The organism is Bradyrhizobium yuanmingense (assembly GCF_029167105.1).
In the GTDB taxonomy this organism is placed as follows: Bacteria; Pseudomonadota; Alphaproteobacteria; order Rhizobiales; family Xanthobacteraceae; genus Bradyrhizobium; species Bradyrhizobium yuanmingense_A.
In genome coordinates this window covers 205,984-226,402 of record NZ_JARFML010000012.1, presented here as the reverse complement: position 1 = coordinate 226,402, position 20,419 = coordinate 205,984, and the positions used below count along the sequence as shown (strand labels likewise).

The window sequence follows — 20,419 nt, the reverse complement described above, 5'->3', positions numbered from 1 at the left end:
TTCCGCGCTCTAACGGCGCGGCTGATTTCCACGATTCGCTGTTTTCAGGATTAGGGCCATGCACGACCCCGTTTCGAAACCGCCCTTCGCCCCTTCAATTCAAGTCTCGCCGAACAATCCCTGCCCGTTCCTGCGCGGCCTCGTCGGCGAGGGCTTCGTCGAGGGCGGCACCGTCCCGCTCAACACGCTGTCGCAGACCATCGCCAATGCGACTGGTGAGACGGGGGTGAAGAAGGTCTCGGCCCGCATCCAGGTCCGCGGCGTCGCGATGATCGCCAACGGCGTCAAGCACATTCTGAAGAGCATCTTTTCGGGCGCGCAGCTCGACGCGCTGCGCGGCGGCCCGCTGGACAAGCGCGGCGCCGGCTCGCGCATCCTCGGCGTCGACGGCAAGGTCGACGAGGACGAGATCGCGCGGCTCGCGAGCTTCGGCCGAAGCTACACCGACCCGAACACCGGCAGCAGCGAGCCCGGCCTCAACGCCGCGGAAATCAAGACCTTCATGCGCGACAACCTCGAGCGCGCCGGCAGCGCCGCTCGCTGGTACTACCCGCTGCTGATGAAGTTCGAATGGCCCATACTTTTGAAGATCATCGGCAAGGGCAAGCAGGGCGAAGAGCGCTATCTCAGCGTGGCCGACGTGCGCACGCTGTTCGAACAGCGCCAATTCCCCGACCGCATCAATCAGCGGATCGCATCGCAGCCGCTGCTGTCGTCCTGTCAGCTCCGCTTTCGCTGGGCGGTCGCACTCACGGCGTTCGTCATCGGCCTCGGCCTCGCCGCCCTGGTCGCGGTCGCCGAATTCCCCAACCAGGTTCGTGCCATGCTGCCGCAGAAGGGCGTGCTGGTGAATCTCCTGCCGCCGCCCCTGCCGGCGATGCCCGAAACCAAGGCTGCATATTGGCTCGAGCAAAACTGGTCGCTCAAGGACCGACACTGGTTCCACCACGCCAGCCAGGGCACCGCGACGTTCCCGGTGCCCTATGAGTGGTTCGTGGCGCTGGAGCAGCCGCGGCTCCACCTGTTCTCCAAACCGGGCCTGATCAAGGACAGCGCCTATCTCGAACGCTTTGGCTTCATCCCGAGCCCGCAGACGATCCAGACCGACACGGCGACGCTGCGCCGCTTCGGCTACGCCAATGTCTACGAGACCACGCAAGCATCGGACTGGTCGACGCGCTGGACGTCGGCGGAGAATGTCGACGGCCTGCCGGTCGGCTTCGCGCGCATGACCGGCGTGGTCGATCCCGCGACGAGCCGCCGCGAGGACGACATGATCGGGCTGACCTGCGCCGCCTGTCATACCGGCCAGATCCATTATCAAGGCATCGACGTCCGCTTCGACGGCGGCCCGGCGATGACCGACCTGAAGAAGCTCGAGCTCGCAACCGGCCTGTCGATCGCCTATACGCTCTACGTCCCGTTCCGCTTCCAGCGTTTTGCCGATCGCGTGCTCGGCCCCGACGCCAGCAAGGCGGACCGCGCTGCGCTCAAGCAGAAGCTGAGCACGATCGGCAGCTTCCTGATCGACTGGGCCAAGACCTACGAGAAGACGATCGAGGGCAAGACGACCTGGGACGGCAAGCAGCAGCAGGACACCGAGGAAGGGTTCGGCCGCCTCGATGCCCTCAACCGCATCGGCAACCAGGTGTTTTCGCAGGACCTTGCAATGAGCGGGGTCAAGGGATTCGAGAAGAACCTGCACGCCCAGGACGCGCCGGTCAGCTATCCCGCGATCTGGACAGTGCCCTGGTTCAAATTCGCCCAGTACGACGCCTCGATCGAGCAGCCGCTGATCCGCAACGCCGGCGAAGCCCTCGGCGTGACGGCGCTGCTCAATTTGTCCGACGCCTATCCGCAGGACAGGCTATGGCGCTCCTCGGTGAACATCAGGACGCTCGGCTGGATCGAGGACATGCTCAGAGGCCCCGATCCATTCAAGGCGGCTGATGGTCCGAAGTTCGGCGGCCTGCTCGCACCGAAATGGCCCTCGCACATCCTCGGGGATGCCTGGAAGCTGAAGCCCGATCGGGTCGAACGCGGCCGCGCCATCTACGCAGAGATGTGCTCCGGATGCCATCTGCCTGACATCAACACCCCGGCCTTCTGGTCGTCGAAGCGCTGGGAGCCGAGCGGCGACAGCAAGGTGCTGAATGCGGTGACCATCCCGCTCGACGAGATCAAGACCGATCCCGAGCAGTCCCTCGTTCTCAGCAAGCGGACCGTCGACGTGCCCGGCTTTCTGAAAGTCAACACGGCTGACCTGCAGACGTGGTGGCAGTGCGAGATCCCGACCGCCAGCAAATCGCCCAACGAGATGGTCTATGCACTCGGGCTCATGACGGTGGTCGATCTCGTCGCCCGCAAATGGATGGACGACGAGAAGATCCCGGAGGCCGAACGGGCGCAAATGTGGAATATGGCGCGCAAGAACTGTCTCAATCCGGCGCCTGACCCGCGCTATCGCGCGCGGCCCTTGAACGGCATCTGGGCCACCGCGCCTTACCTGCACAACGGCTCGGTGCCTTCGCTGTACTGGCTGCTGAAGCCGCAGAACGAACGCCCGCAAAAATTCTGCATGGGCCGCCGCGACTACGACCCCGACACCGTCGGTTTCGCAGTCACCGCCAACGAGCGCTGCAAGACCGGTGAAACGGAATTCTCCGCGACCGGCTCCGACGGCAAGCCGATCCAGGGCAACAGCGTGCTCGGCCATTCCTTCGAGCGCAAGGACGGCGAGCCGAAGCGCCCCGGCGTCATCGGCCGCATGTTCAGGGACGACGCCGAGCGCTACGACCTGATCGAGTATCTGAAGACGCTGTAAGCTGCTTTTCACCTCTCCCCGCTTGCGGGGAGAGGTCGGATCGCTCTTGCGATCCGGGTGAGGGGGTACCGGTCTCTCGACGATCTCGCGTGCGGAGAGAGGCCCCTCACCCCAACCCTCTCCCCGTAAGAACGGGGCGAGGGAGCGCACCGTCTTCTCACTTGAACAGTGGCGTGCCCGGCACGAAGGCGTCGAAGGCGGCCCAGAACTGCGCGCGGTAGCGGTCCTGCTCCTGGAGGATCTCGTGCTTGGCACCGGCGATCACGAGATGGGAGCCGGCGCGCAAATGATAGGCGAATTCCTCGATCGCCGCGGTCGAGACCACGGTATCGTTGGAGGCCGCCAGCATCAGGATCGGCTGGCGGATCTGGGAGGGGTAGTTCACGCGCTTGAAGGTGTGCATCGCGCGGAAGGCGGTATCGGCCCAGGCGACCGTCGGCGAGGCCAGTCCGAGCGTCGGGTCTTCCTCCAGGATCGCGGCGTTGCGCGCATAGCGGATCGGATCGCTGGTCAGGGGATTGTTGATGAAGGGTTCGAGCCCGGTGAGGCGGTCGCTGCCGCCGGGAACGTAGCGGCCGCCCTGCCCGAGCAGGCGCATCGTCTTGAGCAGCGCACGCACCGGCAGCGAGGTGGTGCGCCCGGGCAGGTCGATCATCGGCGCAGACAGCACCATGCGGTCGAACCAGCGCTTGCCGGCATGCGCCACCCGCAGCAGCACCGTGCCGCCCATGGAATGGGCGAGCGCGAAGAATGGCGGCGGGCAATCCGGCAGCACCACCTGCTGCACGAAGGTCTCGACGTCGATCTCGAAATCGGCGAAGTCACGCACATAGCCTTTGCGCGGATCGCGTAGGCGGCGCGACGAATGGCCCTGCCCGCGCCAGTCGATCATCGCCACCGCAAAGCCGCGGTCACGCAGGTCGCGCACGGTCTCGAAATATTTCTCGATCTGCTCGCTGCGCCCGGTGAAGACGCAGACCGTACCCTTGCGGTTCGCCGGCGGCGCCCAGCGCGCAAAGCGCAGCTCGACGCCATCAGGGGTCTTGATGGTACCGCTGACGACGTTTTCGGGGACCGGATTGGCGGGAATCGAGACCAGCGTCATTGGGCGTGCTTGGGCGGGAAGTGCTGCAAATCAAGGGGCCAAAGCGCCGAAAAGGCGCCTGTCCCGCCCTCTTGAACGCCGTCTCGTTCCACCCATATCACCTTCGTGCAGGCCGCTACCAGTGTTTCGGAACCGGAACATCAGGCTGCACACAGACTAAAGCCCGGCCCGGTTGGCGGGCGGGTTACCAACAGTCGCTCAATGGAGGACTTGACCATGCGTACCTACGATCTCACTCCGTTCTATCGTTCCACCGTCGGCTTCGACCGTCTCTTCAACCTGCTCGACCAGACCAGCTCCGACGGCAGCCCCGGTTATCCCCCCTACAACATCGAGCGCACCGGCGAGAACGCCTACCGCATCACCGTTGCGGTTTCGGGCTTTGCCAAGGATGAGCTCTCCATCGTCGCCAAGGAAAACACGCTGACGATCAAGGGCGAGAAGGTCGCGAACGAGAACTCGAAATCCGAAGTGCTCTACCGCGGCATCGCCGCCCGTGCCTTCGAGCGCGCCTTCCAGCTTGCCGACTTCGTGCAGGTGAAGGACGCCTCGCTCGAGAACGGGTTGCTTCACGTCGACCTCGTCCGCGAGATTCCCGAGGCCAAGAAGCCGCGCCAGATCGCGATCAACGCCGGCGCCAAGGCGCAGGTGATCGAGAACTCCGCCGCGCAGGCCGCCTGAGCCAGGCGACCAAACCCAGCGACTTCCAGCTTGCGAAAACGCCCCGGTGCCCCGGGGCGTTTTTTTCGTTGCACTGCATCACAGAACGGTGAAGGCGTAACACCGTCGCCTCGCTCTCCGTCCTTTGGACATCCAACCAAAAACACGGAGAAGATGAAGATCATGTCACTCTGGCGCAGCCTTTTCGTCGCCGCGAGCCTTTTGGCCGCTCCCCTCAACTTCGCTCATGCCCAGACACCGCAGACGGTCAAGGCGAAGAACGTCGTGCTGGTGCACGGCGCCTGGGCCGACGGCTCGAGCTGGTCGGAGGTGATCCCGATCCTGCAGGCTGCAGGCCTGCATGTGACGGCCGTGCAGAATCCGCTGTCCTCGCTTGCCGATTCCGTCGACGCGACGATGCGGGCGCTGGCCGAGCAGGACGGGCCGACGGTGCTGGTCGCGCATTCCTGGGGCGGCACCGTGATCAGCCAGGTCGGCACCGACCCGAAGGTCACCGGCCTCGTCTACGTCGCCGCACGCGCGCCCGACGCCAACGAGGATTTCGTGGCGCTTTCGAAGCAGTTTCCGGCCGGCCCGGCGCGCGCCGGCATCGTCGAGCGCGACGGCTACACCAAGCTCTCGGAAGAGGCCTTCCTGAAGTACTTCGCCAACGGCGTGAGGCCGGAGCAGGCCAAGGAGCTCTACGCCGTGCAATGGCCGACGGCGGCCTCGATCTTCGCCGGCCGCACCACGGAGGCGGCCTGGCGCTCCAAGCCGAGCTGGTACGCGGTGTCGAAGAACGACTACACGATCAACCCCGATTTCGAGCGCTTCCTCGCCAAGCGCATGAACGCCACCACGATCGAGCTCGATGCCGGCCACCTCTCGCTGGTGTCGCATCCGAAGGAGGTGGCGAATCTGATCCTGGAGGCGGCAGGATATCCGCGGAGCTGAAGCAGTCATTCCACGCAAGAGCGCCCGAGAGGTTCTCGGGCGCTTTCCGCTTGCTGACGTCTAGTCCAGCCCCTGCGCGGCCGGCATGTCCTGCGTCGGCAGGATGGTCGCCGGCCTGGCCTGACCGACGGTCGGCGCGGTTGCTTGCGCGGCGGCCTCGGCCGGCTTGGCTTGCACCACGGCGGCTTGCTGCGCCGGCTGGGCCTGCACGGCCTGAGCCTGCTGCGCGGTGGGCTCGGCCGGCTTCGCGGCGACCGGCGTCTCGGCACGCCGCGGGGCAGCCTTCGGTAGCGGCACGGCGCGGCTTGCCACTTGCGGGATCGACGCCGGCGGGCGCGGCGGGCCGCCGCGGACCACGGTCGGCGGCGGCAGTGCGGTTTGCGGCCCGTAAGGCGCGACCGCGCGTTCCTCATAGGCGGGCGCCATGCCATAGGCGTCGGAGGCAGGCATGAAGCGGATGATCCGCCCGTCGCGGGCGTCGATCACCAGCCGGCCATCGTCGCCGCTTCGGTCGATCACCGCGATGGTGTAGACGCTGCCGCGCAGGCGCGGGATACCGAGCGGCAAGAAGCCGTTTTCGCGCAGCACCGCGTAGACCTCCGTCGACGGCAGCAAGGCCTGTGCCGGGCCGCGTTCTTCGTAGCCGTAGCCATAGCCATAGCCATAACGCGGCGGCGGGGCGGCCTCCGGCGGCGCGTAAGGCCCGTCGAAATCCGAGACCGCGATGACGGCCCCTCGAGCGATACCGCTCGCGGGAACCTGGGCCTGCCCCGCACTGGCACCCAGCGCCAGCACGGCGGCGGCCACACATCCTGTGAAAAACTTCATGATCCAGACGCTCCTGTCAGGCCTTGCGGTGGCCGCCCTCTTTCGCTTCTCGCGGCGTGGCGCGCCTTCCGAAGGATTGATCCGAAGCTTCATTGGGGATTTCGGCGCCGGCGGGGCCGGATCAGGGCGTGTTTGCCTCAAAACCGGGGCTGCGCAACTTTTGGAAAGCGATTGATTGACTTCTGCGGAATCGGGACTTCCGCGCGCTTGTGTGCTAGACAAAAATTTGGCAAGGTGATGGTTAGGACAGGAAGACTGTCTCAATTTTGCTTGCGGTTCCGGCATAGGGATTGCAACGAAAGTTGGTGCTCTCGAGCACCAAGAAGGCAACAGGCCAAGCCGTTCTCGGGGACGAAGAACGCCGAGGCCTGAATTTAAGAAAATGCGGCTCGCAACGGACGAGCGGTGACCCAGAGGCGGGTGCCGCGGAACGCCCAAGGTGCGCCGAAGATGGCGGTGAGGCAGCTTGCCGCATGGAGAGGATAGGAACAATGAACGGGTCGCAATTCGAGCGCGCAAGCATCGTGGCAGAAGAGCTGTCGGCGACGGTCGCCTCGAAAACGACCGATCCGATCACCTCACCGATTCAAGAGCACAATTCGCGCCCCAAAGCCGAAGGCCTGTACGATCCGAGCCTGGAGAAGGATTCTTGCGGCGTCGGCTTCATCGCCAACATCAAGGGCAAGAAGTCGCACGAGATCGTCTCGGACGCGCTGAGCATCCTCTGCAACCTCGAGCATCGCGGCGCCGTCGGCGCCGACCCGCGCGCCGGCGACGGCGCCGGCATTCTGGTGCAGATCCCGCACGCCTTCTTCAGCCGCAAGGCCGCGGAGCTCGGCTTTACGCTGCCAGCTCCGGGCGAATACGCCATCGGCGCGTTGTTCATGCCGCGCGACACCGCCTGGCGCAACGTGATCAAGAGCATCGTCGCCGACCAGATCAAGGAAGAAGGTCTGACCCTGCTCGGCTGGCGCGACGTGCCGACCGACAATTCCTCGCTGGGCGTCACCGTGAAGCCGACCGAGCCCGCCTGCATGCAGGTGTTCATCGGCCGCAACGGCACCGCCAAGACCGAGGACGAGTTCGAGCGCCGGCTCTACATCCTGCGCAAGTCGATCTCGCAGGCGATCTACCAGCGCCGCGACCGCGGCCTTGCCGGCTATTACCCGTGCTCGATGTCCTGCCGCACCGTGATCTACAAGGGCATGTTCCTCGCCGACCAGCTCGGCAAGTACTATCCCGATCTGCACGAGGCTGACTTCGAGAGCGCGCTCGCGCTCGTGCACCAGCGCTTCTCGACCAACACCTTCCCGGCCTGGTCGCTGGCGCATCCCTACCGCATGATCGCGCATAACGGCGAGATCAACACGCTGCGCGGCAACGTCAACTGGATGGCGGCGCGCCAGGCCTCGGTCAGCTCCGAGCTCTACGGCAAGGACATCAACCGGCTTTGGCCGATCTCCTATGAAGGACAATCGGACACCGCCTGCTTCGACAACGCGCTCGAATTCCTGGTGCAGGGCGGCTACTCGCTGCCGCACGCCGTCATGATGATGATTCCGGAGGCGTGGGCCGGCAATCCCTTGATGGATGAGAAGCGCCGCGCCTTCTACGAATATCATGCCGCGCTGATGGAGCCGTGGGACGGTCCCGCCGCGATCGCCTTCACCGACGGCCGCCAGATCGGCGCCACGCTCGACCGCAACGGCCTCCGGCCCGCGCGCTATCTCGTCACCAAGGACGATCGCATCGTCATGGCGTCCGAGATGGGCGTGCTGACGATCCCCGAGGACCAGATCATCACCAAGTGGCGGCTGCAGCCCGGCAAGATGCTGCTGGTCGATCTCGAGCAGGGCCGCCTGATTCCGGACGACGAGATCAAGGCTTCGCTCGCCGCCAGCCATCCCTACAAGGAGTGGCTGGAGCGGACCCAGATCGTGCTCGAAGACCTGCCGAAGGTGCCGACCACGGGCGTGCGCTCCAACCTGTCGCTGCTCGACCGCCAGCAGGCGTTCGGCTACAGCCAGGAAGACATCACCATCCTGATGACGCCGATGGCGGCCACGGGCGAAGAAGCCGCGGGCTCGATGGGCAACGACACGCCGATCTCGGCGCTGTCGGACAAGGCCAAGCCGCTGTTCACCTACTTCAAGCAGAACTTCGCGCAGGTCACCAACCCTCCGATCGACCCGATCCGCGAAGAGCTGGTGATGAGCCTCGTCTCGATCATCGGGCCGCGGCCGAACCTGTTCGACCTGCAGGGCATGGCCACGACCAAGCGCCTCGAAGTGCGCCAGCCGATCCTGACCGACGCGGACCTGGAAAAGATCCGCTCGATCTCGGAGGTGGCGGAGTCGCACTTCAAGTCGCGCACGCTGGACACCACCTTCCACGCCGGTCTCGGCGCGGCGGGCATGGACCAGGTGCTGGACGAGCTCTGCGCGCGCGCCGAAAGCGCGGTGCGCGAGGGCGTCAACATCATCATCCTGTCCGACCGCATGGTCGGCACCGACCGCGTGCCGATCCCGTCGCTTTTGGCCTGCGCCGCCGTGCATCATCACCTGATCCGCACCGGCCTGCGCACCTCGGTCGGCCTCGTCGTCGAATCCGGCGAGCCGCGTGAAGTGCATCACTTCGCCTGCCTTGCCGGCTACGGCGCCGAGGCGATCAATCCCTACCTCGCGTTCGAAACCATCACCGCGATGAAGGACCGCCTGCCCGGCTCGCTCGACGACTATGAGATCGTCAAGCGCTACATCAAGTCGATCGGCAAGGGCCTGCTCAAGGTGATGTCCAAGATGGGCATCTCGACCTACCAGTCGTATTGCGGCGCGCAGATCTTCGACGCGGTCGGCCTCAAGGCAGACTTCGTCGCCAAGTTCTTCGCCGGCACGCACACCCGCGTCGAGGGCGTCGGCCTTGGCGAGATCGCCGAGGAAGCCGTGCGCCGTCATGCCGACGCGTTCGGCGAGGCGCAGGTCTACAAGACCGCGCTCGATGTCGGCGGCGAATATGCCTATCGCAGCCGCGGCGAGGACCATGCCTGGACCGCGGAGTCGGTGTCGCTGCTGCAGCACGCCGCGCGTGGCAATTCGCAGGAGCGCTACCGCGCCTTCGCCAAGATCCTCAACGAACAGTCGGAGCGCCTGCTGACGCTGCGCGGCCTGTTCCGGATCAAGGGCGCGGAGGAGGAGAAGCGCAAGCCCGTGCCGCTCGACCAGGTCGAGCCGGCCAAGGAGATCGTCAAGCGTTTCGCCACCGGTGCGATGAGCTTCGGCTCGATCTCGCGCGAGGCGCACACCACGCTCGCGATCGCCATGAACCGGATCGGCGGCAAGTCGAACACCGGCGAAGGCGGCGAGGAAGCCGACCGCTTCAAGCCGATGCCGAACGGCGATTCCATGCGTTCGGCGATTAAGCAGGTCGCCTCGGGCCGCTTCGGCGTCACCACGGAGTATCTCGTCAACTCCGACATGATGCAGATCAAGATGGCGCAGGGCGCGAAGCCCGGCGAAGGCGGCCAGCTGCCCGGCCACAAGGTCGACGCGACCATCGCCAGAGTGCGGCACTCGACGCCGGGCGTCGGCCTGATCTCGCCGCCGCCGCACCACGACATCTATTCGATCGAGGACCTGGCGCAGCTCATCTACGACCTCAAGAACGTCAACCCGACGGGCGACGTCTCCGTCAAGCTCGTCTCCGAGATCGGTGTCGGCACTGTCGCCGCGGGCGTTGCCAAGGCGCGCGCCGACCATGTCACCATCGCGGGCTTCGAGGGCGGCACGGGTGCTTCGCCCCTGACCTCGATCAAGCATGCGGGATCGCCGTGGGAAATCGGGCTCGCCGAAACCCACCAGACCCTGGTGCGCGAGCGGCTGCGCAGCCGCATCGTGGTCCAGGTCGACGGCGGCTTCCGCACCGGCCGTGACGTCGTGATCGGCGCACTGCTGGGCGCCGACGAGTTCGGCTTCGCCACCGCTCCCTTGATTGCGGCCGGCTGTATCATGATGCGCAAGTGCCATCTCAACACCTGCCCGGTCGGCGTCGCGACCCAGGACCCCGTCCTGCGCAAGCGCTTCACCGGCCAGCCCGAGCACGTGATCAACTACTTCTTCTTCGTCGCGGAGGAAGTCCGCGAGATCATGGCTTCGCTCGGCTTCCGCACCTTCAACGAGATGGTCGGCCAGGTGCAGCTGCTCGACCAGACCAAGCTGGTCGCGCATTGGAAGGCCAAGGGCCTCGACTTCTCCAAGCTCTTCGTCAAGCAGAAGGAAGAGAAGGGCCAGAAGATCTATCACTCCGAGCGCCAGAACCATCATCTGGAGGCGGTGCTCGACCGCACGCTGATCGAGAAGGCGCAAGCAGCGCTCGACCGCGGCGCGCCGGTGAAGATCGAGGCCGCCATCAACAGCACCAACCGCTCCGCAGGCGCGATGCTGTCCGGCGCGGTCGCCAAGATCTACGGCCATGCCGGCCTGCCGCACGACACCATCCATGTCAGCCTCACGGGCACCGCAGGTCAGGCCTTCGGCGCCTGGCTCGCCCACGGCGTCACCTTCGAGCTCGAAGGTGAAGGCAACGACTATGTCGGCAAGGGCCTCTCGGGCGGCAAGATCATCGTCAAGCCGCCGAGGAACTCGGCCATCGTGCCGGAAGAGAGCATCATCGTCGGCAACACCGTGATGTACGGCGCGATCGAGGGCGAGTGCTACTTCCGCGGCATCGCCGGCGAGCGTTTTGCGGTGCGTAACTCGGGCGCGATCGCCGTGGTCGAGGGCGCCGGCGATCATTGCTGCGAATACATGACCGGCGGCATCGTGGTCGTGCTTGGCAAGACCGGGCGCAACTTCGCGGCCGGCATGTCCGGCGGTATCGCCTACGTGCTCGACGAGGCCGGCGACTTCGACAGGCTGTGCAACCTCAGCATGGTCGAGCTCGAGCCGGTGCTGTCGGAGGAGCTGATCAACGCCGGTACCTATCACCACGCCGGCGACCTCGAGGCGCATGGCCGGGTCGACGTGTTCAAGAATCTGCTCGCCTCCGACGTCGAGCGGCTGCACGTCCTGATCTCGCGCCACGCCAAGGCGACCGGCTCCAAGCGTGCCGCCGAGATCCTCGCCAATTGGAAGGACTGGCTGCCCAAATTCCGCAAGGTGATGCCGGTCGAGTACCGGCGCGCGCTGCGCGAGATGGCCGCCAACGCGGACGCCGAGCCGAAAATCGCGATCGGGGCGTAAGAAAAGCCCTCATGGTGAGGAGGCGCGAAGCGCCGTCTCGAACCATGAGACAGCCATCCGGGCCTTCATCCTTGGAGACGCGGCGCGAAGAGCGCGCCGCTCCTCAGGATGAGGAGAGAGAGAACAAAGAACTTAAGCGGCAGGGACTTCGGGTTTAATGGGCAAGATCACGGGTTTTCTGGAAATCGAACGGCACGACCGCAAGTACACCCCGGTCGCCGAGCGCGTGAAGCATTACAAGGAATTCGTCGTTCCGCTCTCCGAGAAGGAGGTGCGCGATCAGGCCGCGCGCTGCATGAACTGCGGCATTCCCTATTGCCACGGCACCGGCTCGGTCGCGCCGGGCACGCCGGGCTGCCCGGTCAACAACCAGATTCCCGACTGGAACGACCTCGTCTATCAGGGCAATTGGGAAGAGGCATCGCGCAACCTGCACTCGACCAACAATTTCCCGGAGTTCACCGGGCGCATCTGCCCGGCGCCGTGCGAGGCGTCCTGCACGCTCAACATCGACGACAACCCCGTCACCATCAAGACCATCGAATGCGCGATCGTCGACCGCGCCTGGGACAATGGCTGGCTCAAGCCTGAAGTCGCCGCGGAGAAGACCGGCAAGAAGGTCGCCGTGATCGGCTCGGGTCCCGCCGGCATGGCCTGCGCGCAGCAGCTGGCGCGCGCCGGCCACGACGTCCACGTCTACGAGAAGTTCGCCAAGGCCGGCGGCCTGCTGCGTTACGGCATTCCCGACTTCAAGATGGAGAAGGGCGTCATCGACCGCCGCGTCAAGCAGATGGAAGCCGAAGGCGTCACCTTCCACTGCAACAGCCATGTCGGGGCCGAGGGCAACGTCGATCCGCGCGAGATGCTCAACGAGTACGACGCCGTGGCGCTGACCGGCGGCGCGGAGGCCCCGCGCGACCTGCCGATCCCCGGCCGCGAGCTCGCCGGCATCCATTACGCCATGGACTTCCTGCCGCAGCAGAACCGCCGCGTCTCCGAGGAACCGCTCGGCGGCGTCCAGGAGATCCTGGCCGGCGGCAAGCATGTCGTCGTCATCGGCGGCGGCGACACCGGAAGCGACTGCATCGGCACCTCGCTGCGCCAGGGCGCGCTCTCAGTGACCCAGCTCGAGATCATGCCCGCTCCCCCCGAGCGCGAGAACAAGGGCCTGACCTGGCCGAACTGGCCGCTGAAGATGCGGACCTCTTCGAGCCAGGCCGAAGGCGCGGTGCGCGAATACGCCGTACTGACCCAGAAGTTTTCCGGCGAGAACGGCCAGGTCAAGAAGCTGCACTGCGTCCGCGTCGACGACAAGTTCAAGCCGATCGCCGGCACCGAGTTCGAGCTCGATGCCGAGCTGGTCCTGCTCGCGATGGGCTTCGTCCACCCCGTGCACGAGGGCCTGCTCAAGCTGCTCGCGGTCGAGCTCGACCCGCGCGGCAACGTCAAGGCCAACACGCTGGACTACCAGACCTCGCGCCCGAACGTGTTCACCGCCGGCGACATGCGGAGAGGCCAGTCGCTGGTGGTCTGGGCGATCCGCGAGGGCCGGTTGTGCGCGCGCTCGATCGACACGTTCCTGATGGGGAAGACGGATCTGCCGCGGTAGAGTTGGTCATTCCGGGGCGCGCACTTTGCGCGAACCCGGAATCCATCGGGCGTCAAGGTTGCTGGATAAATGGATTCCGGGTTCGCGCTTCGCGCGCCCCGGAAGGACGATAGAGAGAGCGGTGCCTCGCATCGTAATCGCTCTGAATGCGCTCGGCGCAAGCCGCTCTCAATTCTGCAGCCTCACGCCCAGCAGCACCACCGTGCCCTGCGAGCTCGATCCGGGCTGGCTCGAATTCAGGATGTCGTGGCGCAGCGTGCCCTTCACCCAGATGTTGCGGTTGAGCTTGTAGATCAGGTTGCTTTCGAACGAGTAGGTCTTGTCGTTGCGGTTCTGGCCCTGGTAGTCGAGCGTGCCGTAGGTGAACTTGCCGACCGCAGTGAGCCAGCGGCGGAAGTCGTGGTCGACTTCGGCTGAATAGGTGCGGACCAAGACGCCGGATGAGCCGGGGACCGTGGTCTCCGAGATCTGCGTGTCGGTGAAGAACTTCACCGTGGTGAGGCCGCTGGCGCTCCAGATCAGCGAGCCCGTGGTGAGGAAGCCCGCGAGCTGGCTGAGGCGCGGATCGGTGTAGCTGCGCGCGGAATAGCCGACCGAGATCTCGCCGGTGAGGATGCGCGAGAACTCGAAGGACGAGCCGACCTTGGCATAGCCGCCGTTCGAATCGCGGAAATAGCCGTTGCGGTCGGCGGCCTGGTCGTGGACGCGCCTGTCGCCCTGGATCTCGACGAAGGGCTTCAGGCCGGGCTTGAGGTCGTAGGAGAAGCGGCCGACGCCGCCATATTGATTGAAGTTGCGGTCGTCGTTGCTGAAGGTCGAGCCGTCGGTGAGCTTGGAATCGGTGTAGGCGGTGCGATCGATCGTGGCGCCGGCGGCGACCTGGAAGCGGTTGAAGGTCTGGTCGAAGCCGAGCGTCGTGCCATAGGCGGCGTAGACCGGATATCGCTGCAGGCCGGCCTGCACGTTGGGGCTGCCGGGATTGTCGGTGGCGAGCCGCAGGCGCAGCTGCGAGAGAAGCTTGAAGTCGCGGGTGACGTCGAGCCGGCCGTCGACATGGCCGTTGAAATCGGGACGATTGGCCTCGACCGGCGATGGCGAGGCGAAGCCGTTGATCGTCGCCGGCATGTCGTTGGTGTAGCCCGAGAACGAGCCGCGCAGATCGGCGACCAGTGCGTGGCGCTCCCAATCGGACACCACGAGCAGATCGGGCGCGATGACATAGGCGGGCGAACCGACCGGCCTGTTGAGGCGCGTCGGATTGCTGTCGTAGCCGGCGGAGAGCTCGAGCCCGCCCTTGATCAGGAAGCTGCCGGCGTAATCGCCGACCGCGCCGAACGGATCGTCATCGGCCCTGAGACGGCGGCGCAGCGGCTGGCCGGGCACGTTGCCGGCCATCGCCGCCGGCACCGGCGCCTTGTGCGCGGTCTCCGAGGGCGGCGGCGCGATGCGCGGCGGGCCCAGGGTCGTGGCCGGCGTTGCGGGCGGCGGCGAGCCGGGACCGGCGCGCTTCGGCTTCGGCTGGCCCGGATAGAGCTTGGGCTGCTGGCGCTTGCGGTTGAGCGAATCGTAGCCGGAGCCGCTCGCGCCGGTGGCGGCCGGCAGGCCGTAGGTCGGGACCTGACCGACACGCGAGCTCGCCGGCGTCTGCTGGCGCTGGCGCGGGTCGGCGTTGGGATCAGGCAGTTTCGGCAAGGCGTCGGAAGGCGCCTGGGGCACGCCGGCGGTGCGGCGGGTCGGCAGCGTGTCAGGCGAGGCGAAGGCGCCGCGGTTGGGATTGAACAGGTCGGGCGTCAGGCTCTGCGCCGCCGCCGGGCTGCTTGCGAGGGTGGTCAGCACCAGGCACGGCAAAGCCGCGCGCAGGAAATGCGCGACAGTGCTCCGGCCCCTGCCTGGAGACGACCCCACGATGGAATTACCCCAACGAAATCAAACACTTTCTCGATCATCCCCGCCGGCTGGCGGGAACCATCGTTAATGGAGTTAAAACAATTATGGTTAATGACCGGTTGAGGGCGTACGGGCGCGCGTCGCCTCGCTGATCGGGGCGTGCTAAGCAGGCGCCAATGGGCGAACGCCCCTCTCCCTGGACCAGATCATGCCGAGCTCGAAACCGCTGATGACCCAATCATCCGGCTCCATTCCCGACAGCGTCGAATCCGCGCTCCGCACCCTGGAGACGGAGAGCGGCGGCATCAATGCGCTCGCCGCCGCGCTGCGCGGCCCGCTTGGCGAGCCCTTCGCCAAGGCCGTCGAGCTGATCCGCAATGCCAAGGGCCGCGTCATCGTCACCGGGCTCGGCAAGTCAGGCCATATGGGCCGCAAGATCGCCGCGACGCTGGCCTCGACCGGCACGCCTTCCTTCTTCGTGCACGCCGCCGAAGCCGGTCATGGCGACCTCGGCATGATCACGCCCGACGACGTCATCATGGCACTGTCCTGGTCCGGCGAGCAGCCGGAGATGAAGAACCTCGTGAACTATTCGGCGCGCTTTGCGATCCCGATGATCGCGGTGACCTCGAACGCTTCGTCCTCGCTCGGCCAGGCCGCCGACCTCGTGATCGAGCTGCCCAAGGCGCGCGAGGCCTGCCCGCACAATCTGGCGCCGACCACCTCGACGCTGATGCAGGCCGCGATCGGCGACGCGCTCGCGATCGCGCTGCTGGAGGGACGCGGCTTCACCGCGCTGGAGTTCGCGCATTTCCACCCCGGCGGCAAGCTGGGTGCGATGCTGAAATTCGTCCGCGACTACATGCGTACGGGCGCTGAGATTCCGCTCAAGCCACTCGGAACCGAGATGTCGGAAGCCGTGGTCGAGATGTCGGCGAAAGGTTTGGGGTGCGTCTGCATCGTCAACGATGCGGGCGAGGCCGTCGGCATCATCACCGACGGCGATCTGCGCCGCCACATGCGGCCTGACCTTCTGACCGTGACTGTCGACGAGATCATGACGAAGCAGCCCAAGACCGTGCCGCCCTCGATGCTCGCGACCGAGATGATCGAGGTGCTGAACACCCGCAAGATCACCTCGCTGTTGGTGACGGAAGCGAACAAGGTGGTGGGGATCGTGCACCTGCACGATCTGCTGCGCGCGGGCGTGGCGTAGGGCACGCGGTCCCTCGCGGCCGTCATTCCGGGGCGCGCCACTTGGCGCGAGCCCAGAATCCATAACCACCGATCGTGAGTATGGATTCCGGCCTCGCGACTTCGTCGCGCCCCGGAATGACGGAGGGAGAGTCTGGCACGCCTCTCTCCCCGTCATTGCGAGCGCAGCGCAGCAATCCAGACTGCCTCCGCGGAAAGATTCTGGATTGCTTCGCTGCGCTCGCAACGACAGGAGAGACTTATTCCGGAAACCGCGCCGCGTTCTGCTCCAGCGGCAAGCGCAGCCCGTTCGCCAGATACGACACCGTGCGATAGAAGCCGCACAGCAACATGATTTCCAGTATCTGCGCTTCGTCGTAATGCGCGGAGAGCGCGGCGAATTCGTCGTCGCTCAACGTCGCGCGATGATGCAGCGCGTCCACGGCTGCGATCAGCGCCTGCTCGGCCGGCGACCAAAGGGGCGAATTCGCATCACCCAGCGCCGTCGCACGCACTTCCTCCGGGGTGAGCTTCGCCGGCCCGGCGAAGATCGCGACATGCACGCCCCATTCGTATTCGCATCCGTTCAGCGCACAGGTGCGGTCGATGACGATCTCACGCTGACGCAGCGAGAGCGGCCCCGGATCAAGCAGCCCGCCGGCGCGAAACTTGTCCCAGGCCCGGCCATGGCCCGCCATCACCCGGAACAGCACCAGCGGCGGCGCACCGCGCATGATGCGATCGAACTGCGCCTGGATCTGCGGGGGATAAGGCGGCGAGAGCGGCGCGATGCGCGGCCTGGCTTCGGACATAGCCGATTCTCTATGCTACATTTATCGTAGCAGCACGCTACATTATCTGTAGCAAAACGCAAGAGGCGGCAATGGCGAAGCAGGCTGGATCGCGGACACGCAGCGTCCGCGGCTCGCACACCGGGCGGCCGATCATGGCATTGCTCGACCTGCTCGGCCGGCGCTGGGCCTTGCGAATCCTGTGGGAGTTGCGCGGAGAGCCCCTCACCTCGCGCGCCCTGCGCAGCGCCTGCGACGAGGCTTCGCCCACGGTGCTGCAGGCCCGGCTGACGGAGCTGCGGGAAGCGGGCTTCGTGGAGCTCGGCGACGGTGGAGGTTACGGACTGACGCCGCTGGGCCGGGAATTGTGCGAGACCTTCATGCCGCTGCACAGGTTTGCGGAGCGGTGGAGGAGGTGAGATGCAACGAAACCCACTGCGTGCTCCAATCTTCCTTTTCCCCTTGTGGGAGAAGGTGGCGCGAAGCGCCGGATGAGGGGTTTGCCTCCTCAAAGCTCGGCTCAGCGATCGAGGAGACAAACCCCTCACCCGTCTCGCCGCTACGCGGCGAGCCACCCTCTCCCACAAGAAGGGGAGAGGGAAAAAGCAGCTACGCCGCGGCGACCGTCAGGTTCGCGCCGTCGACCTGTACCACCTTCACCCGCGTGCCGGCCGGCGTATCGGGCCCGGCCACGCGCCACACCGTGTCGCCGATTCGCACGGTGCCGGTGCCGTCGATGATCGGCTTCTCCAGCGTGAACTCACGGCCGAGCAAGGCTTCGCTGCGCTTGTTGAGGAACGGGCTGGCGCTGGCGTCCGGCTTCGGCTTGGCGAGACGGCGCCAGACCGGCACGGCCGCGGCGGCAAAGATCGCGAACATCACGAGCTGGATCTGCCAGGAAATGGCAACAGCGAACGAGATCAGGCCGACCAGCAACGCTGCGAGCCCAAGCCAGAACAGGAAGATGCCCGGCGCCAGCACCTCCAGCGCCATCAGGATGAAGCCGAAGATCAGCCAGTTCCAGTTGCCGAGCGATACGAACATGTCGGTCATGACACGACCCCTATCAATTGGCGCAAGTCCTCATCGGAAGGTCATGCGCCCGTCACTATCCCTGCCGCGGCGGCACCGCCGGCGGCGTGCTGCCAGTCGTCGGTACCGAGCCGCCGCGGCGGGCGGCGGTCGCCGCGCCTTCGCCGAACGTGGCCTTCGCAATTTCGCCGATGCCGGCGAGCGAGCCCAGCATGCTCATCGCTTCGACCGGAAGCATGATGACCTTCTGGTTCGGCGAGTCGGCGAGTTGCCCGAATGCCTTGATATACTTGTCGGCGATAAAATAGTTTAGCGCAGCGACATCGCCCTTGGCGATGGCCTCGCTGACCATTTGCGTGGCCTTGGCCTCGGCTTCCGCCGACCGCTCGCGCGCCTCGGCATCGCGGAAGGCGGCCTCACGGCGGCCTTCGGCCTGGAGGATCTGGCCCTGCTTGGCGCCCTCGGCGCGCAGGATCTCGGACTGGCGCTGGCCTTCGGCGGCGAGGATGTCGGCGCGCTTGACGCGCTCGGCCTTCATCTGTCGGCCCATGGCTTCGACCAGGTCGGCGGGCGGTACGATGTCCTTGATCTCGATGCGGTTGACCTTGACGCCCCAGGGCGAGACCGCGGCGTCGACCACGCGGAGCAGGCGCTCGTTGATCTCGTCGCGGTGCGACAGCACCTGGTCGAGGTCCATCGAGCCCATCACCGAGCGGATATTGGTCATGGTCAGCACCGTGATCCCCTGGTTCAGATTGGCAACCTCGTAGCTCGCCTTGGCGGCATCGAACACCTGATAGAAGGCGACGCCATCCACCGTCACAGTGGCGTTGTCCTTGGTGATCACCTCCTGTTCGGGAATGTCGATCACCTGCTCCATCATGTTGATCTTGCGCCCGACGCGATCGAAATAGGGCACGATCAAATTGAGCCCGGGGCTCAGCGTCTGGGTGTACTTGCCGAACCGCTCGATGGTCCAGTCGTAGCCCTGCGGCACCGTCTTCACGCCGGCGACCAGCGTGACGATGACGAGCAACACCAGAACAATCGCGAAAATGTCGAAGCCGCTCATATCTCCTCCAAGCCGGGACAAGAAGTCAGGAAAAAGCCCTTTCCGGCGCTGTCATTGGTCGGGATCACGATCCTACCGGTTCAGCGGCCGCAATTCACGTCGGTATCGGAGCAATTCCACACAAGACGCACAGCAAGAGAACGGTCGCGATATGTATTTGCGACAGACTCTTGAAAGCGCGCGGGCAAGGCCTAGCGGCGGAATTTGAATTTAACGAATTCGGGCGAGGCGTCCGTCACGGACGGGTTCATTCGATCACGTCATTCGCAATTGCAAGCAGGCCCGGGGAAAGCGTGACGCCGAGCGCTCTCGCCGCCTTCAGGTTGATCACCAGCTCAAACTTGGTGGGATTCTGCACCGGCAGGTCGGCCGGCCGTGCGCCCTTCAGGATCCGGTCGATATAGTCCGCGGCGCGGCGGAGCTGCTCGACGCTGTCGGTGCTGTAGGACATCAGCCCACCCTCATCGACGAACGTCCGGCTCCAGAATACCGCGGGCACACGCGCCTGTGCGATCGCCGAGAGCAGTTGCGCGCGGTTGGCCATGGTGAAGAAATCCGGCAGGACCAGGATGGCGCCGTCTTGCCTGGAAGCCAGCGCTGCGATCGAGACGGCGTCATGGACGGGTGCTGGCTCGACCGTCAGGCGCAGCGTCCGTGCGGCGTCCTCGATGGTGCGCAGCATCAGGGGCGCGAACGGCGCGGTGGCGGGATTGAAGACGACCGCAACGCGGGACACCTTCGGCGTGACCTGCGTCAGCATCTCCAGCCATTTGCCGGCCAGCGGACCATCGTAATCGGTAAAGCCGGTGAGGTTGCCGCCGGGATGCGCGAGGTTTTCGACAAAGCCCTGGCCGACGGGATCGGTGACGACGGCGAACACGATCGGGATCGTCGTGGTGCGCCGGCGCAGCTCTTCGACCGAGGGCGTGCCGACCGCAAGCAGGATGTCGGGCTTGAGCGCGATCAGCTCGTCGGCGAACTGCGCGATGCGTGCGCGGTCGCCGCCGCCGTTGCGCCAATCGATCTTGAGATTGTCGCGCTCCTTCCAGCCCTGGCCGGCGAGCGCTTCGACCAGGGCCATGCTGCGCGTCTGGCCGATCGCATCAGCAGCAGCCGTGACCGAGAGCACGCCGAGCCGCCGTGTCGCGTTCGGCTGCTGCGCCAGGGCCGGGGCCGGCAGCGCCGCGAGCATCCCAAGAAGCGCCAGGCACCGGCGGCGGTTCATG

Annotated in this window: 15 protein-coding genes; 8 read left to right on the top strand and 7 right to left on the bottom strand. The window is 65.8% G+C overall.

Annotated elements, in window-relative coordinates:
* Positions 1-58 precede the first annotated feature (58 nt).
* Entirely contained in the window at positions 59-2,824 is a 2,766-nt protein-coding gene (locus tag P0R31_RS18135; RefSeq protein WP_275515281.1) for a di-heme-cytochrome C peroxidase, read from the top strand.
* Positions 2,825-2,981: 157 nt separating this feature from the next.
* Here the strand turns inward: P0R31_RS18135 and P0R31_RS18130 are convergent, their stop codons facing one another.
* The gene (locus tag P0R31_RS18130) at positions 2,982-3,929 is read right to left on the bottom strand and encodes an alpha/beta hydrolase (RefSeq protein WP_275515280.1); all 948 of its coding nucleotides are present in this window, start codon (positions 3,927-3,929) and stop codon (positions 2,982-2,984) included.
* Between the two features lie 216 nt (positions 3,930-4,145).
* On the opposite strand from P0R31_RS18130, the gene P0R31_RS18125 reads away from it, so the two are divergent.
* The gene (locus P0R31_RS18125) at positions 4,146-4,610 is read left to right on the top strand and encodes an Hsp20 family protein (RefSeq protein ID WP_271545705.1); all 465 of its coding nucleotides are present in this window, start codon (positions 4,146-4,148) and stop codon (positions 4,608-4,610) included.
* A gap of 162 nt (positions 4,611-4,772) precedes the next feature.
* Positions 4,773-5,543 (top strand): alpha/beta fold hydrolase, encoded by a 771-nt coding sequence (locus tag P0R31_RS18120; RefSeq protein WP_275515304.1) that lies wholly within the window; start codon positions 4,773-4,775, stop codon positions 5,541-5,543.
* A 60-nt stretch (positions 5,544-5,603) separates the two neighbouring features.
* On the opposite strand, the gene P0R31_RS18115 is transcribed toward P0R31_RS18120, so the two are convergent.
* Entirely contained in the window at positions 5,604-6,371 is a 768-nt protein-coding gene (locus tag P0R31_RS18115; protein ID WP_275515279.1) for a hypothetical protein, read from the bottom strand.
* Here P0R31_RS18115 and P0R31_RS18110 point away from each other — a divergent pair.
* The 3 genes from P0R31_RS18110 to P0R31_RS18100 all read left to right on the top strand — a co-directional run bounded on the left by P0R31_RS18110 (position 6,370) and on the right by P0R31_RS18100 (position 13,217).
* The gene (locus P0R31_RS18110; protein WP_275515277.1) at positions 6,370-6,546 is read left to right on the top strand and encodes a hypothetical protein; all 177 of its coding nucleotides are present in this window, start codon (positions 6,370-6,372) and stop codon (positions 6,544-6,546) included. The genes P0R31_RS18115 and P0R31_RS18110 overlap by 2 nt on opposite strands.
* 316 nt (positions 6,547-6,862) lie before the next feature.
* A complete protein-coding gene (gene gltB / locus P0R31_RS18105; RefSeq protein WP_275515276.1) occupies positions 6,863-11,608 on the top strand; it encodes a glutamate synthase large subunit in 4,746 nt (1,581 codons plus the stop codon).
* A 157-nt stretch (positions 11,609-11,765) separates the two neighbouring features.
* A complete protein-coding gene (locus P0R31_RS18100) occupies positions 11,766-13,217 on the top strand; it encodes a glutamate synthase subunit beta (protein WP_275515274.1) in 1,452 nt (483 codons plus the stop codon).
* Positions 13,218-13,385: 168 nt separating this feature from the next.
* Here the strand turns inward: P0R31_RS18100 and P0R31_RS18095 are convergent, their stop codons facing one another.
* Entirely contained in the window at positions 13,386-15,122 is a 1,737-nt protein-coding gene (locus P0R31_RS18095) for an outer membrane beta-barrel protein (RefSeq protein WP_275515272.1), read from the bottom strand.
* Positions 15,123-15,312: 190 nt separating this feature from the next.
* Between P0R31_RS18095 and P0R31_RS18090 the strand changes: the two genes are divergently transcribed.
* A complete protein-coding gene (locus P0R31_RS18090) occupies positions 15,313-16,320 on the top strand; it encodes a KpsF/GutQ family sugar-phosphate isomerase (protein ID WP_275515270.1) in 1,008 nt (335 codons plus the stop codon).
* A 238-nt stretch (positions 16,321-16,558) separates the two neighbouring features.
* Here P0R31_RS18090 and P0R31_RS18085 read toward each other — a convergent pair whose 3' ends face one another.
* Positions 16,559-17,110, bottom strand: coding sequence for a carboxymuconolactone decarboxylase family protein (locus P0R31_RS18085; RefSeq protein ID WP_275515268.1), 552 nt, complete (start codon positions 17,108-17,110; stop codon positions 16,559-16,561).
* Positions 17,111-17,181: 71 nt separating this feature from the next.
* Here P0R31_RS18085 and P0R31_RS18080 point away from each other — a divergent pair, with 71 nt between their 5' ends.
* The gene (locus tag P0R31_RS18080) at positions 17,182-17,508 is read left to right on the top strand and encodes a winged helix-turn-helix transcriptional regulator (RefSeq protein ID WP_275515266.1); all 327 of its coding nucleotides are present in this window, start codon (positions 17,182-17,184) and stop codon (positions 17,506-17,508) included.
* Positions 17,509-17,698: 190 nt separating this feature from the next.
* Here the strand turns inward: P0R31_RS18080 and P0R31_RS18075 are convergent, their stop codons facing one another.
* The 3 genes from P0R31_RS18075 to P0R31_RS18065 all read right to left on the bottom strand — a co-directional run bounded on the left by P0R31_RS18075 (position 17,699) and on the right by P0R31_RS18065 (position 20,418).
* Positions 17,699-18,142, bottom strand: coding sequence for an NfeD family protein (locus P0R31_RS18075; protein WP_275515264.1), 444 nt, complete (start codon positions 18,140-18,142; stop codon positions 17,699-17,701).
* Positions 18,143-18,197: 55 nt separating this feature from the next.
* A complete protein-coding gene (locus tag P0R31_RS18070; protein WP_275515262.1) occupies positions 18,198-19,193 on the bottom strand; it encodes an SPFH domain-containing protein in 996 nt (331 codons plus the stop codon).
* Positions 19,194-19,440: 247 nt separating this feature from the next.
* Positions 19,441-20,418 (bottom strand): ABC transporter substrate-binding protein, encoded by a 978-nt coding sequence (locus P0R31_RS18065; protein ID WP_275515261.1) that lies wholly within the window; start codon positions 20,416-20,418, stop codon positions 19,441-19,443.
* Between the last annotated feature and the right edge of the window lies 1 nt (position 20,419).